The organism is Agromyces mediolanus (genome assembly GCF_023715325.1).
GTDB lineage: Bacteria > Actinomycetota > Actinomycetes > Actinomycetales > Microbacteriaceae > Agromyces > Agromyces mediolanus_A.
On the sequence record NZ_JAMBNX010000015.1, the window covers coordinates 1 to 14845 of the forward strand.

General features: G+C 72.3%; 12 protein-coding genes. 4 read left to right on the plus strand and 8 right to left on the minus strand.

What is annotated here, in order from left to right; all coding sequences use genetic code 11:
• From M3147_RS18390 to M3147_RS18405, 4 genes are all read right to left on the minus strand, one after another.
• On the minus strand, positions 1-373 hold a 373-nt coding region (locus tag M3147_RS18390), incomplete at its 3' end, for a hypothetical protein (protein ID WP_439954213.1).
• Between the two features lie 78 nt (positions 374-451).
• A complete protein-coding gene (locus M3147_RS18395; protein ID WP_251204869.1) occupies positions 452-856 on the minus strand; it encodes a hypothetical protein in 405 nt (134 codons plus the stop codon).
• A 15-nt stretch (positions 857-871) separates the two neighbouring features.
• On the minus strand, positions 872-1327 hold the full coding sequence (locus M3147_RS18400; RefSeq protein WP_251204870.1) for an NUDIX hydrolase: 456 nt from the start codon (positions 1325-1327) through the stop codon (positions 872-874).
• 10 nt (positions 1328-1337) lie between these two features.
• On the minus strand, positions 1338-2723 hold the full coding sequence (locus M3147_RS18405; protein WP_251204871.1) for a glycine--tRNA ligase: 1386 nt from the start codon (positions 2721-2723) through the stop codon (positions 1338-1340).
• A 111-nt stretch (positions 2724-2834) separates the two neighbouring features.
• On the opposite strand from M3147_RS18405, the gene M3147_RS18410 reads away from it, so the two are divergent.
• On the plus strand, positions 2835-4136 hold the full coding sequence (locus tag M3147_RS18410) for an alpha/beta hydrolase (protein WP_251204872.1): 1302 nt from the start codon (positions 2835-2837) through the stop codon (positions 4134-4136).
• Positions 4133-6715: a bifunctional lysylphosphatidylglycerol flippase/synthetase MprF gene (locus tag M3147_RS19605; RefSeq protein WP_251204873.1), complete on the plus strand. Its 2583-nt coding sequence runs from the start codon at positions 4133-4135 to the stop codon at positions 6713-6715. The genes M3147_RS18410 and M3147_RS19605 overlap by 4 nt, the downstream gene beginning before the upstream one ends.
• Before the next feature lie 226 nt (positions 6716-6941).
• On the opposite strand, the gene M3147_RS18420 is transcribed toward M3147_RS19605, so the two are convergent.
• The 4 genes from M3147_RS18420 to M3147_RS18435 all read right to left on the minus strand — a co-directional run bounded on the left by M3147_RS18420 (position 6942) and on the right by M3147_RS18435 (position 11854).
• The gene (locus tag M3147_RS18420; RefSeq protein WP_251204874.1) at positions 6942-8717 is read right to left on the minus strand and encodes an alkaline phosphatase family protein; all 1776 of its coding nucleotides are present in this window, start codon (positions 8715-8717) and stop codon (positions 6942-6944) included.
• Between the two features lie 80 nt (positions 8718-8797).
• Positions 8798-9550, minus strand: a complete 753-nt coding sequence (locus M3147_RS18425) for a GNAT family N-acetyltransferase (protein ID WP_251204875.1) — start codon at positions 9548-9550, stop codon at positions 8798-8800.
• Between the two features lie 74 nt (positions 9551-9624).
• On the minus strand, positions 9625-10989 hold the full coding sequence (locus M3147_RS18430; RefSeq protein WP_251204876.1) for a glutamyl-tRNA reductase: 1365 nt from the start codon (positions 10987-10989) through the stop codon (positions 9625-9627).
• A gap of 67 nt (positions 10990-11056) precedes the next feature.
• Positions 11057-11854, minus strand: coding sequence for a hypothetical protein (locus M3147_RS18435; RefSeq protein ID WP_251204877.1), 798 nt, complete (start codon positions 11852-11854; stop codon positions 11057-11059).
• Positions 11855-12066: 212 nt separating this feature from the next.
• Here M3147_RS18435 and hemE point away from each other — a divergent pair, with 212 nt between their 5' ends.
• Together hemE and hemG are read left to right on the plus strand one after the other, a co-directional pair.
• Complete coding sequence (gene hemE, locus M3147_RS18440; protein ID WP_251204878.1) at positions 12067-13221, plus strand: uroporphyrinogen decarboxylase; 1155 nt, start codon at positions 12067-12069, stop codon at positions 13219-13221.
• Positions 13218-14744, plus strand: a complete 1527-nt coding sequence (hemG, locus tag M3147_RS18445) for a protoporphyrinogen oxidase (protein ID WP_251204879.1) — start codon at positions 13218-13220, stop codon at positions 14742-14744. Before hemE ends, hemG begins: the two co-directional genes overlap by 4 nt.
• Positions 14745-14845 lie beyond the last annotated feature (101 nt).

The following is a 14845-nucleotide window of genomic DNA, read 5'->3' on the forward strand; positions in this document are numbered from 1 at the left end:
CGAGTTCCGCGACGGGGATGCCGCCCCGGGACTCCGCATGGTGGGTTTCGGTGTGGACGTACAGCTCGGGGTGCGCGTCGGCGAGGGCGAAGGCCTGCCGGTACGCGTCGAGCTGTGCGGCGTGCATCCGGTTGGATTCCAATAGCGCGCCCTCGGCGGCATCGAGGGTGGCCTGCAGCTCGGCGAACACCGCCCGCGACCCGCCCGCCGCCGACGCCGCCCGCCACCCATCCAACGACGGCCAGTCCGGGTCAGCCCACTCCCCGGGCACACCGCTCACAGCCGGGCCAGCCAGGCCAACCAGGCCAGCCAGGTCGGCCGGGCCAGCCGGGTCGGCCGGGCCAGCCGGGTCGACGGGATGCTGCGCGCTCATGCACCCAGACTATCGAACACACCTTCGAAACTCGACACCGAAGTGGCGCTGTGGAGAACTCGGCGACGCCCTCAGCCCTCAACCCTCAGCGGGCAGCCAGTTCAGCCTCGACAGCATCCGCTCGAACTCGTCGCGGATGAGTGATCGCTCCTGCTGGCTCCACGTTGCCGTCCGCGAGTTCGTGCCTCGCGACACCAGCTCCAGGAGCTGCGGGCCGAGGAGTCGTCGTTGCTCATCCGTCGTCAGGTCGACGAGGTCTTCCTCCGCGACCCGCAGGTCGACGATGAGCACCGCATCGCGGCGTTCGTATCGGACGAACGAGCGCGGCGACAGCTCTCGCGGCATCGATCGCAACGCGACGAACAGCGCGTCCGAGACCGCTTCGGTCGCCCGCGCGAACGCGGCCGACGAATCCGAGAGCTCGTGCGCCAGTTCACGCACGTCGCCGATCCAGCCCGTGTCGCTGGTGGTGTCGAACTCCATGTCGCCCGCGCCGCCCTAGTCGATGAGTCCGCTCGCGGCCAGGCGCCGGAGCACCTCGGCCCCAGCAGGCGGGCAGCGGTCGAGCTCGGCCGTCGTCACCCAGTGCAGCGCGCCGACCTCGGCCGACGCCCGAGGCGAGGCATCCGTCCGCGTCAGGAAGACGCGCATGCGGACCATCCGCCCGTCCGGCTCGCCGTGCGCCTGCGTGACGACCTCGAAGAGCTCATCGAGCTCGACGGGGTCGAGCTCGAGCGAGACCTCCTCACGGGCCTCGCGGGCGGCCGCCTCGGCGGCCGTCTCGCCCGGGTCGATCTTGCCGCCCGGCATGTAATGCACCTCGCGCTCGCGGGCCGTCACCATGAGCACCCGGCGATCGCGGACGAGCGCGATCGCCGCGACGAGGAGATCGGGCAGGGCGGATGCCTCGGGCGCACCCGAGCCGGATTCCGAGCCGTCGACCGTCGTCACCACGAGCTCAGGGTCAGGCGCCGAGCAGGCGCGTCGCCAGGTAGCCCTCGAGCTCGGCGAGCGGCACGCGTTCCTGCGACATGGTGTCGCGGTCACGCACCGTCACCGCGTCGTCGTCGAGCGAGTCGAAGTCGACCGTGATGCAGAACGGGGTGCCGATCTCGTCCTGACGGCGGTAGCGGCGGCCGATGGCGCCGGCGTCGTCGAAGTCGATGTTCCAGGTGCGGCGCAGCTTCGCGGCGAGGTCGCGAGCGAGCGGCGAGAGCTTCTCGTTGCGCGACAGCGGCAGCACGGCGGCCTTCACCGGGGCGAGGCGCGGGTCGAGCTTCAGCACGGTGCGCTGGTCGGTGCCGCCCTTCGCGTTCTGCACCTCCTCGACGTGGTACGCGTCGACGAGGAACGCCATCAGGGCACGCGTGAGGCCGAACGCCGGCTCGATCACGTACGGCACCCAGCGCTCGTTCTTCGACTGGTCGAAGTACGACAGGTCTTTGCCGGAGTGCTTCGAGTGCGTCGACAGGTCGAAGTCGGTGCGGTTCGCGACGCCCATGAGCTCGCCCCACTCGCCGCCGGTGAAGCCGAAGCGGTACTCGATGTCGATCGTGCGCTTCGAGTAGTGGCTGAGCTTCTCTTTCGGGTGCTCGTACTGCCGGATGTTCTCGGGGTCGATGCCGAGGTCGGTGAACCAGTCCCAGCAGTGCTGGATCCAGTAGTCGAACCACTCCTCGTCGGTGCCGGGCTCGACGAAGTACTCCATCTCCATCTGCTCGAACTCGCGGGTGCGGAAGATGAAGTTGCCCGGCGTGATCTCGTTGCGGAAGCTCTTGCCGATCTGCGCGATGCCGAACGGGGGCTTCATGCGCGCCGCCTGCAGCACGTTCGCGAAGTTCACGAAGATGCCCTGCGCGGTCTCGGGGCGCAGGTAGTGCAGGCCCGACTCGTCGTCGACGACGCCGAGGTAGGTCTTCAGCAGGCCCGAGAACGCGCGCGGCTCGGTCCACTGTCCGCGCGTGCCGCAGTTCGGGCAGACGATCTCGGCGAGGCCGCCCTCGGGCTCGCGGCCCTTCTTGGCCTCGAAGGCCTCGATGAGGTGGTCTTCCCGGAAGCGCTTGTGACAGCTGAGGCACTCGATGAGCGGGTCGCTGAACACCTCGACGTGGCCGGAGGCCTCCCACACCTGACGGGGCAGGATCACGCTCGAGTCGAGGCCGACGATGTCGTCGCGCTGCTGCACCATGTAGCGCCACCACTGGCGCTTGATGTTCTCCTTCAGCTCGACGCCGAGGGGGCCGTAGTCCCACGCGGAGCGCGAGCCGCCGTAGATCTCACCGGCTTGGAAGACGAACCCGCGGTGCTGGGCGAGGGTGATGACGGCGTCGAGCGTGCTGGGTGCGGCCACGGTGGCTCCAATGGTCGGTGAAGGGGGTTCAGATGCAATCCTACGGAAATCCTCGGGCGCCTGGCCCCAGCCCGCTACCCTGTGCTCAACGCGGGGGGACTGGGGGGTCGCATGCTGGACGCGCTGCTCGAGGTGAGCGTGATCGACGGCTGGTTCCCGATCGCCCTCTCGGTGCTGGCCGTGCTCCTGCTGCTCTACCTCCTCGGCCGCGAGCGCAGCGGCGGTTGGGTGATGACGGCGATCGTCATCCTCATCGTCGGCGGCCTCATCGGCGGCGCGGCACTGTGGCTGTGCGTGAACCTGTTGGACCTCTTCGGAGGCCCCGTCGCCGACGCCGCATGGCTGTGGGTGCCGCTCGCTTCGGGTGCGATCCTCCTCGCGATCTGGAACCTCTGGCGCTCGCGCTGGTGGCGCAAGCTCATCGCGCTCATGGCCATCCCGGTCTTCGCGGTCACCGCGGCCGTCGGCGTGAACGCCGCGTACGGCATCGACACCACGATCGGCGCGATGCTCGGCATCTCGACGGCGGACCCGATCGACATTCCGCCGCCGGATCCCGCCGAGACGAGCGATCCCGCCGAGCCGCTGTACGCCACCTGGAAGCCGCCGGCCGATCTGCCGGCGCACGGCGAGACGGGACTCGTGCCGGGCGGCATCCCGAACACGAACTCGGGATTCGACGCGCGGCCGGCGCAGCTCTACCTGCCGCCGGCGGCCCTCGTCGCCGACGCACCGCGGCTGCCGCTCGTGATCATGATGATGGGCCAGCCGGGCGATCCCGATCCGCAGTTCATCGCGAAGGTGCTCGACGAGCACGCGGCCGCCCACGACGGCCTCGCGCCGATCGCCCTCGTCGTCGATCAGCTCGGCGATCCGGCGGACGACCCCATGTGCCTCGATACGGACCTCGGGAAGGCGGAGAGCTACGTGATGCAGGATGTCGTGCCCTGGGCCCGCGAGCACCTCGACGTGCTGCGGGGCGCCGCGAGCTGGACCGTCGCCGGCTACTCCAACGGCGGCGGCTGCGCCGCCTACTTCGGGGCCAAGTACCCGGAGGTCTTCGGGAACCTCCTCTCCGTCTCGCCCGTCGAGTACGCGGGCGCCGAGCACCCGCAGGACACGCTGCGCGACGTCTTCGGCGGCGACCAGGCCGCCTACGACGCCGTGAAGCCCGTGAACATCATGGCGGCGAAGGCCCCGTACGCCGACACGACGGCGATCTTCACGGCGGGCGAGAACGATCCGGCCTACGTCGCGAGCGCGGAGGCGCTGGCGGATGCCGCGACCATCGCCGGGATGGCGACGACGACGTTCATCGTGCCCGGCGCCGACCACGGCGTCTCCGCTCTCCTCGGCGGGCTGGACGAGGGCTTCGACGTGCTGTACCCACGGCTCGGGCTGGTGGCGCCGTGAGCGCGGGGGCCGAGCAGCGGCCGGGCGGAGGCGCCCAGGCCGTGCTCGACGCGGAGCCCGTCGGCCGGCTCCGATCGACCGGCGAGGCGCTCGGGCAGTTCGCCCGGCGCATCCCGTTCAGTCTCGCCTTCGCGCTGCTCCTGATCGTGACGGCCGCGCTCGCCGGCACGATCGCCGGCCCGCCCTCCCAGGCGACGGAGGCGCAGTGGGCCGCGGGCGTGCAGACGACGATCGACGCGGGCCGGTGGTGGACCGTGCTGAGCGCGCTCCTCATCCCGTGGGACCCGTTCCAGCTCGTCGCCGGCGTGCTCGCGGCCGTGCTGCTGCTCGGCATCGCGGAACGACGGATGGGCACCGCCCGCACCGTGCTCGCCCTCCTCGTGACCGGCGCGATCGGCGTGCTCGTCGGCGTCCTGCTGCAGTGGGTCGGCTCGCTCGCCGGCGAGTGGTGGGCGAGCGGCACCTCGGTCGACCTCACGCTCGACCCGCTCACCGGCGTCGCGGGCGCGCTGATCACCGCGACCGCGTTCATGGGGCCGCTGTGGCGCCGCCGGTTCCGAGTCGTGACGCTCGCGTTCCTCTGCATCTTCGTGCTGTACGACGGCGACTCCTCCGATGTGTACCGGCTCATCGCGGTGCTCGTGGCCGGCCCCTTCGGCGCACTGCTCGCGCGCGACGCATCCGTGCTCCGCATCCCGCGCAGCTCGCACCGCGAGACGCGCACCCTCATCGCCGCCGTGGTCGCGGTCACCGGCCTCGGCCCGGTGGTCGCCTTCGCGACCCGCACCGAGCTGACCCCCTTCGCCTTCGGCTCCTTCCTCTTCGCGGATCAGCCCGTCGACCTCGACGCCGTCGAGCGCAGCTGCGGCGACACGGCCCCGCTCGCGGAGGAGTGCCTGCGCCAGTTGACCCTGCTCTCGGCGCAAGGGGTGGGGATGTTCCTGCTCTCCTTCCTGCCGGTCGTGCTGCTGCTCCTCGCGGCCTGGGGACTGCACCAGGGCCGGCGCTTCGCGCTCTGGCTCGCCATCGCGGTGAACGCCGCCATCCTGCTGTTCGCACGCCCCGCCTTCGAGGTCACGAACGAACTGGGCGACCTCGACTCGGGCGACTGGTCGGTGTTCGACCTCGGCGAGCTCCTCGTCTGGCTCGCGGCGATCGCGCTCTTGCCGATCGCGGTGATCGTGCTGCTCGTCGTGACCCGGCGGCACTTCCGGATCCGCCTGCAGCGGCGGGCGCTGGGGCGCTTCGTCGCGATCGTCGGGGGCTCGTTCGTGGTGCTGGCCGTCGTCTACCTCGCCGTGGGCCTCACGACGATCCGGGAGTACTGGCCGCAGGCGACGCCCGGCGACGTCGCCCTCGACACGCTCAAGCGCTTCGTGCCGCCGCACTTCCTCGCGGCGACGGACCCCATCGTGCTGCCCGGGCACGACTTCGCGAGCTTCCTCTACGAGTGGGTCGGGGTGCTCTTCTGGACCGTCTTCGTCGTCGCGGCCGTGCGGGTGATGCACCGCCCGGCCGGGCCGGTCGCCGAGGGCGACGAGGCGCGGCTGCGGGCGCTGCTGCACCGGTACGGTGGCGGCACGCTCGGCTTCATGACGACCTGGCCAGGCAACACGCCATGGTTCAGCGAGGATGGCGAGGCGGCCGTCGCCTACCGCGAGATCAACGGCGTCGCCATCACGATGTCCGACCCGGTCTGCGCGCCCGAGCGGCTCGAACGCACCGTGCGCGAGTTCGCCGCGTTCTGCGACTCGCGCAACTGGAGTCCCGTGTTCTACAGCGTGCACGACGAGCTGCTGCCCGTCTTCGACGAGCTCGGCTGGCAGCACATGTCGGTCGGCGAGGAGACCGTCGTGCGGACGACCGGGCTCGAGCTCACCGGCAAACCCTGGCAGAAGGTGCGGCAGGCCCTGAACCGCGGCATCAAGGAGGGCATGACGACCGTCTGGGCGAGCTGGGACGAGCTGCCCCGACCCACGGTCGCCGAGATCACCGCGATCTCCGAGGAGTGGGTCGCCGAGAAGGAACTGCCCGAGATGGGCTTCACGCTCGGCGGGATGGCGGAGCTGAAGGACCCCGAGGTGCGACTCATGCTCGCGGTCGGGCCCGACGGCCGACTGCAGGCGGTGACGAGCTGGCTGCCCGTGCACCGCGACGGCGAGGTCGTCGGGTGGACGATCGACTTCATGCGCCGGGCCGACGGCTCGATGAACGGCATCATGGAGTTCCTCATCGCCTCCGCCGCCCTGCACATGAAAGAGGCCGGCGCCGAGGTGCTGAGCCTCTCGGGCGCGCCGCTCGCCACGAAGCCGCTCGCCCCGGGCGAGGAGCCGCCCCCGCCGACCGCGATGAGCCGACTGCTCGAGTGGCTCGGACGCACGCTCGAACCCGCCTACGGCTTCTCCTCGCTGTTCCGCTTCAAGGCGAAGTTCAACCCCGAGTACCGCACGATCTCGATGAGCTACGCCGACCCCCTGATGCTGCCCGCGATCGGCGTCGCGGTCGGCAAGGCGTACCTGCCGGAGGTGTCACCCAAGGAGGCGATGGCACTCGTGCGCACCCTCACCCGCGCGGAGTGACGGGCGTGGTTCGCTGAGCTCGTCGAAGCGGGGTTGCGTGGTTCGCTGAGCTCGTCGAAGCGGGGTCGGGCTGGGTGGTTCGCTGAGCTCGTCGAAGCGGGGTCGGGCCGGGTGGTTCGCTGAGCTTGTCGAAGCGGGGTCGGGCTGGGGCGCTTCGACGAGCTCAGCGAACCAGGACGGGACCGGCGGGCTGGGGCGCTTCGACAAGCTCAGCGAACCAGGACGCTCAGGGCTTGCCGAACAGGCCGATGCCGTAGTCGTGCAGGAGTTCGTACGCCTCGGCGTACGTCTCGGGCTGCTCCTGGTCGGGCGCGCCGTACTTCGCGAGCAGGATGCCGAGCAGCCCCCGGGCCGGCGGGCTCAGCGGCTTGTCCTGGTGCGTGTGCGCCGGATGCGGGGCATCCTTCTCGGGATTCGGCGGCGTGTACTGCGGATGCGTCGTCGGCCAGTCCGACGGATGCCTGGGCTGGTCGAGGTTCACGACGTCGAAGAGGTCGTTCACGCCGACGTCGCGCCGGGTGAGCGGTTTCAACCCGTGCAGCCGGCTCAGGGTCGACACGACGGAGGCGTGCTGCATCTCGGTGTTCACGACGGTGCCCGCGCGTGTGTACGCGGACACGGCGATGGCCGGCACGCGGCATCCGAGCCGGTCGAACTCGAAGCCCATCTCGCCGGGCTTCGCGTCCTCGTGCGGCGGTACCGCCCCGGGTGGGGGCACATGGTCGTAGGTGCCGCCGTGCTCGTCGAAGGTGATGAGCAGCATCGTGTTCACGGCGTTCGAGCCCTTCGGCGCGGCGCTCTCCTTGATTGCCGTGTAGATGTCGTGGATGAGGGCCTCGCCCGCGCGGACATCGGAGACGGCGCTGTCGATGACTTCCTGGCCGTCGACGTCGCTCTCCCGGAGCACGCCGAACGGCGGGTGGAAGTCGTTGTGGTTGTAGACCATCCGCGGCTCGATGAACGCGTACGCCGGCAGGGTGCCGCGCTTCACGTCCTCGTAGAAGTCGGCCATCGTCGCGAAGCGTTCGGTGCGCCAGTACTTCTCGAGCACCGGAGCGTGCAGCACGCCGGTGAACGACACGATCTGCAGTTCGTCGAAGTAGACGCGCCACGGGATGCCCGCCTCCTCGAGGCGGTTGAAGATCGTCGGGGAGGCCGGGGCGTCGAGCCACTTGCGGTAGCCGCCGTCGCCCTGGTTCGTGACGAAGCCGTGCGAGGTCGAGGCGTGGAAGAAGGAGCGGTTGCAGAACGTCTGCGACGGCACCGCGCAGTACCAGTGGTCGAACACGGCGAACTCGCTCGCGAGGGTCGACAGCACGGGCAGCATCTCTGGCGAGAAGGAGCCCATGATCTGCCGCGCCTCCGCGGCCGTCGGCTCGGCGCCCTTCCTCAGCCGCCGGTAGTTGACGTGGTAGTCCTTCAGGAAGCCGCTCATCTTCGGCTGCTCGCCGCGCTTCGGGGCGTTGTACGGCGCCAGCATCTCGTCGACGTAGAGCTCGGCGTTCGTGGCCGGGTCGATCGTGTCGAAGATCTGGGTGTTGACGTGCGGGTACTCCTCGCCCGGGTCGGGGTCGGGCTTGCTCATGATCTGGTCGGTGGGGCCGTCGTAGACGTGAGCGGGCACGCGGGTGCCGTCGGGCCCGACGTTGCCGTAGTCGCCGAAGGCGAGGCCGTCGAAGTCCTGCCCGGCGGGGAGCGAGTCGGGCGTGTAGAGCCAGCCCAGCAGGTTGTCGAAGGAGCGGTTCTCACCCATGACGACGACGAGGTGGTCGAAGCCGGGCTCGGAGCGCGGCACGAGGCCGGCGAAGTCGTCGGTGCCCTCGGCGAACCCCGCGCGGTGACCGATCGCCGCGCCGATCGCGGCACCGGCACCGCCGCCGACGACGGCGCCCGCAGCGGCCGCCCCGCCGATCTTCAGGAAGTCGCGACGCGAGCGGCGGGGCTCGGAGGCCGGCGCGGATGCCGCGTCGGAACTCGAGCTCGGATCGTCTCGTTCGGTCATCGGCGCCCCCTCGTCGAACGCGGCCGCGGCGCCGCGTGTGTGCGAGTGTACCGAGGCGGCGGCTCCGCCGACCCGCCGGTTCAGCCGGCGAGGCGGGCCGCGGTGTGCTCGCGGCGCAGGATGCCGTAGTAGGCCATGTCGAGCCACCTGCCCGCGACGCGGTCGTACTCCTCTTCGACGAACGTCGCCTCGTGACGCATGCCGAGGCGCAGACAGAGTCTCGCCGAGGCGGTGTTCGCCGGGATGAGCTCCGCGAGCACGCGATGCGCCTGCAGCGTGTCGAACGCGAAGGCGAGCACGGCGGCGGTCGCCTCGGCGGCGAGCCCGCGGCCCTGGAAGTCGGGATGCAGCACCCAGCCGAGCTCGAGCCGCGCGTGCTCGACGCTCGCCACGCGCACCATGACATCGCCGACGACCCGGTCGCGACCGGACCCGGTGGGGGAGGGCTCGCCCACGAGGACCATCGCGACGTGCACATTGTCGCCGTCCTCGGCGAGAAGCCGGCTGCCCACGCGCCGCATGGTGTGCTCGTGCGCCTCGTCGCGGCTGCGCTCGGGCCACGGGATGTAGCGGAGCACCTCGGGTAGGCGTTGGTACTCCCAGACGTCGTCGCTGTCGTCGGCGACGAGCGGCCGGATCAGCAGGCGCTCGGTCACGATCGGCTCGCGCTCGATCGCCTCGGCGTCGAACGGCAACGCGAGCGAGGGCGCCTCGCTCGGAGGCCCGGCCACGGACCCGGCCACGGACCCCGCCACGGACTCGGCCACGGACCCGGCCGGCGGCCCCTCGGTGGAAGCGTCGGCGGAACTGGCGGCGGCGGCGTCGGCGGTCATGGCACGACGCTACCCGGAGCGGGCGACAGCGGGGACGCGCCGGCGGCCCCGGCCGTGCGGCCGCGCGCGGGGAGTCAGGCGTCGCGCGGTTCGCGCGAGCCGTCGGCGCGGACGCCGAAGAGGGCGTCGAGCGCCTCGATCCAGGCCCGCTGCTCGCCCGAGCGCGCGAACTCCCGGGAGCGCACCATGGGGGTGTGCAGCAGGACGCCGGCCATGTGCCGCAGCGCCCGCTCGACCTGGCCGTCGGGGTCGCCCTGGCCGCGGCTCTTCGCACGTGCGATCTCGGCGTCGAGGATGCCGCCGACGTGGGCGCGCAGCGCGACGACGGACGGCGCGAGGTCGAGTTCCTCGCCGACGGCGCCGAAGTTGCGGGCCGCGCTGTTCACGAGTTCGCGGGCGGCCTCGGTCGCGCCGAGCTCCTCGAGGGGGGCGTGCCGACGGATCGTCTCGAGGTCGAGCAGCTCCACGCCCTCCACCTCGACGACGTCGGTCGCCACGTTGCGGGGCATTCCGAGGTCGATGACCAGCTGCCGGGCGCTGCGGGCGGCGCCCGGCACGGGGCACCAGGCACGGAACTCGGCGAGCACGGCGGAGGCCTCGGCATCCGCCGGTGCGACGTGGGACGCGGCGAGCGTCGCCTTGCCGCCGGCGAGGAGCACCCGGTCGACGACATGGTGGTCGGCGGTGGTGCAGGTGATGATCACATCGGCCGCGGCGGCGGCAACCGCGTAGCCGGCGTGGCTCACGGCCTCGATGCCGTGGTTCCGGGCGAAGCGCGCGGCCCGCCCGGAGGGGGAGTACACGCGCACGTCGTCGGCCCCCCGGTCGCGGAGGGCCGCGAGCGAGGCGCCCGCATACTGGCCGGTGCCGACGAGCAGCACCCGCGCCTTCGACCAGTCGGCGACGCGGGAGGAGGCGAGCTCGAGCGCCAGGCGCACGAGCGAGCGGCCGGCGCTGCCCACCCCGGTGCGGTTCTTCACCGTGCGCGAGGTCTGCGAGGCGCGCTGGAACAGTCGCTCGAGCTCCGGCGTCGTCGTGCCCTCGTCGCGAGCGCGCTCGAGCGAGCGGCGCACCTGCCCGGCGATCTCGCCTTCGCCGACGACGACGGACTCGAGGCCCGAGGCGACGGAGAAGAGGTGTCCGGCGACGGCGTTGCCGTGCGCGAAGTCGAAGGTGCTGCGGAGCTCCTCGGGCTCGAGGCCCGCGACGTCGCCCACGGCGCGGATGGCCTCGTGCACCACCGGCACGGGCGAGTCGCCGTCGGGGGTGGCGAGGTCGAGGTAGGCCTCGAAGCGGTTGCAGGTGGCGACCACGATGGCGCCCTGCAGGGCGGCATGGCCGTCGACGATGCGGCCCGCCGCGGCGTCGGCGGACGCGGAAAGCCGTTCGAGCATGTCGAAGCCGGCGTTCTTGTGGCTCGCGGAGAGGCAGATGAGCACCAGAGGATTCTACCCGCCGTAGAGTGCTCGTCGGACCCGGAGCGCAACACGGGCGGCGGACGCCTCGTTAGTGCCGAGCACCCCGGCGCGCGTCGCGACGCGGCGAGGTCGAGGCGGCGAGCGCCGCCGTGCTCGCCGTGATCACCGGGATCGGCCTGGTGCTCGTCGGCGGTTCGAGTCCCTCGTGCTCGAGCGCGGTGCGGTGCAGCGCTTTCCATGACCGCACGACGGCGTAGAACGGCGCGTCCGTGACGGCGAAGACGCCGGGCTGCTCACCGGCGAGCAGGAGCGGCAGTGCGATGCTCGCGCCCTGCCGGCGCACGCGGACGAGGACGACCGGCGCCGGTCGCGAGCCCGCGATGAGCTCGTCGGGGCGGATGCTCCGGACCTCGCGCCAGGCGACGTGCGCGGCTCGTCGCGGTCGGGCGCCCCCGTTCCAGAACGACAGGCCGTCGGGGCCGGCGACGATCGAGTACCGGGTCGCGAGCGGAACCTCGCAGCCCGGCAGTTCGGCCAGGGCGTCCTCGAGCTCGCGGTGCCGGAGTCCGCAGGAGATCCCGCCGTCGAAGCGCGCCTCGAGCGCGCGGCGTCGGACCCGGTTGCGGGTGAGCAGCGCGAAGCGCACCCCGATCGTCGCGAGGGCGAGCACACCGACCACCGCGAGGAAGATCCCGGCTGCGGTCGGTCCGTGCACCGCGGGGAGGGTGCCGATGAGTTCGTCGAGCGCCGGGCCGGCGAAGGCCAGCACGGCCACGACCGCGACCGCGGCGGCCGCCACGGCGATCGTGAGGCCGAGCCGGTGCTCGCCGGGTCGATCGTCGGCGGGGGTCGGGAAGGCGGACTGGGGCGTGACGATTCGGGACACGTCGTCTCTCTCCGTGGGGTGCGGAGGCGCATCGACGTCGCGGTCGACGCGTCGTCGCGCCACTGGGGGATGGCGCAACGGCACCGATGCTAGCGCGAACCGCCCGGAAAGGTAAGGGGTCTTTGCGAAATGCCGCGACTCGCGGCAGTGGACGGCGCGACCACCGCGCGTCAGGGCGCACGTTCAGCGCGGTGCGGGACAATGACGGGGTGATGCTCGACACCACCCACCCCCTGCAGGCCGGCCTCACCGCCGATTCCCGTCTCGTCCGCGCCTATGGCGGCGAACGACCCGAGACGACGCCCGTCTGGTTCATGCGCCAGGCCGGTCGGTCGCTCCCCGAATACCGCGAGCTCCGCGTCGGCACCCGCATGCTCGACGCCTGCCTCGATCCCGAGATGGCGGCGGAGATCACGCTGCAACCCGTCCGCCGTCACGGCGTGGACGCCGGCATCTTCTTCAGCGACATCGTCGTACCGCTGAAGCTCGTCGGCGTCGACGTCTCGATCGAGCCGGGACGAGGCCCCGTCTTCGCGCGCGGCTACGCCGACGCCGAGGCCGTGGCCGAGCTCACCGCGATCGACCCGGCCCTGCTCGACGAGCGCGCCGCGCCGATCGCCGAGGCCGTGCGCCGCACGGTCGCGGAGCTGAACGAGACCGCACCCTCCGGCGCCGAGTCCGGCGCGACCCCGCTCATCGGGTTCGCCGGGGCGCCCTTCACGCTCGCCGCGTACCTCGCCGAGGGCGGCCCCTCGAAGGATCACCTCGCCGCGCGCACCCTGATGCACGCGGACCCCGGTGCCTGGCGGGCGCTGATGGACTGGACGGCCGAGCTCACCGGGCGCTTCCTGCGCACCCAGGTGCTCGCCGGGACCTCCGCGGCGCAGCTCTTCGACTCGTGGGCGGGCGCCTTGTCGCTCGCCGACTACGAGCGCCACGTCGCCCCCGCTTCGGCGAAGGCGCTGTCGTTCGTGCACGACCTGTCCTACGAGCGCCGCCTGGGCGACGGCTCCGGAAGCACCACGACCGTGACCCGCAGCGTCCCGGTGGTGCACTTCGGCGTCGGCACCGGCGAGCTGCTCGGCGCGATGCACGACATCGGCGTCGACACGGTCGGCGTCGACTATCGCATCCCCCTCGATGTCACCGCGCAGCGCGTCGGCGGTGACGTGCCGCTGCAGGGCAATCTCGATCCCGCCCTGCTCGCGGCGCCGTGGCCCGTGCTCGCCGATGCGGTGCGCGACGTGCTGCGCCGCGGTCGCAGCGCGCCCGCCCACGTGTTCAACCTCGGGCACGGCGTGCCGCCGGAGACCGACCCGGCGGTGCTGACCCGCGTGGTCGAGCTCGTGCACGAGGCCGGCGCGTGACCAGCGACGCCGGCCACGGCGACCTCGACCCCGCGGACGCGGCGGGCGAGCCGGTCGAGCCCGAGCATCGGCGCAGCGACGTCGTCGTGGTCGGCGGCGGCGTCGCCGGGCTCGTCGCCGCGCTCGAGTGCGCCAAGATCGGCCTCTCGGTCATCGTCGTCGAGCGGCAGGAGGAGCCGGGCGGATGCGTCGGCCGCATCGAGCTCGAGGGCCTCTCCCTCGACTCCGGCGCCGAGTCGTTCGCGACCCGCAACGGCTCCGTCGCCGAGCTCCTCGAGACGCTCGGCCTCGCCGACGACGTCGTCACCCCGAACCGCGCGGGCGCCTGGCTGGTCTGGGGCGCCGGGCTGCGGGCGGCGCCGCTGCCGAAGACGGGCGTGCTCGGCATCCCCGCGAACCCGCTCGGCGACGACGTGCGCGCCATCATCGGCTGGGGCGGGGCGATCCGCGCATATGCCGATCGGCTCATGCCGATCCTCCGGATCGGCCGGGCCGACAGCGTCGGCAAGCTCGTCCGCTCCCGCATGGGCGCCGCCGTGCTCGAGCGGCTCGTGACGCCGATCTCCTCCGGCGTCTACTCCGCCGACCCGATGGACCTCGACCTCGACCTCGTCGCCCCCGGGCTCAACGCGGCGATGACCCGCGCCGGCTCGCTGTCGGGCGGCGTCGGCGAGCTCGTGGAGACCCGCCGCGCCGGCAGCGCCGTGCTCGGGCTGCGCGGCGGCATGCACCGCCTGGTCGACGCGCTGCGCGCCGAGCTCGCCCGGTTCGACGCGGTCGTGGAGACGGGTCGCGAGGTGGTCGAGCTGGAACGCGGCGACTCGCCGGGCGAAACGGGGGCGAGCTGGCGCGTCCGCGCCCTCGGGCCGGAGCGCGACCTCGTGATCGACGCGCGCTACGCCATCCTCGCGGCACCGGCGCAGACCTCGCGCCGCCTGCTCGGCCAGGCGGTCGAGGGCTGGGCGGATGCCTCGGACTGGCCGAGCGCCGCCTCCGTCGAGATCGTCACCCTCGTGCTCGACGCCCCCGTGCTCGATGCGGCCCCGCGCGGCACCGGCGTGCTCGTCGCGGCGGACGCCGTCGGGGTGCAGGCGAAGGCCCTCACGCACTCCTCCGCGAAATGGCCCTGGCTCGCCGAGGCCGCCAATGCGAGCGGCGGCAGCGGCTCGCGTCATGTCGTGCGGCTCTCCTACGGTCGCGCGGGAGCCGCGAATCCGCTCGAGGGGCTCGACGACGAGGCGGTCGCCCGGCTCGCGATCGCGGACGCATCGGCCCTCTTCGGTGTGCAGCTCGACCCCTCGGCGCTCGTCGCCTCCGGGCGCACGGCGTGGCGCGACGCCCTCTCGCACGCCGCGCTCGGGCAGCGCGCCCGAGTCGCGGAGTTCGAGGACGCGCTCGCGGCCGAGCCGGGGATCGAGGCCACTGGATCGTGGGTCGCCGGCACCGGGCTCGCCTCGGTCGTTCCGCACGCGATCGAGGCCGCGGGACGCATCAGGCACCTGGCGGTGCAGGAACGGCAGTAGCGCGAGCGTGCCCGGCGCGTTCATGACCGGAACGGAATATTTCCGTCAACCCCCCTTGCGCCCATCTGCTCGGGGTCTACCCTTGAAAGGGTCGCCGTGCC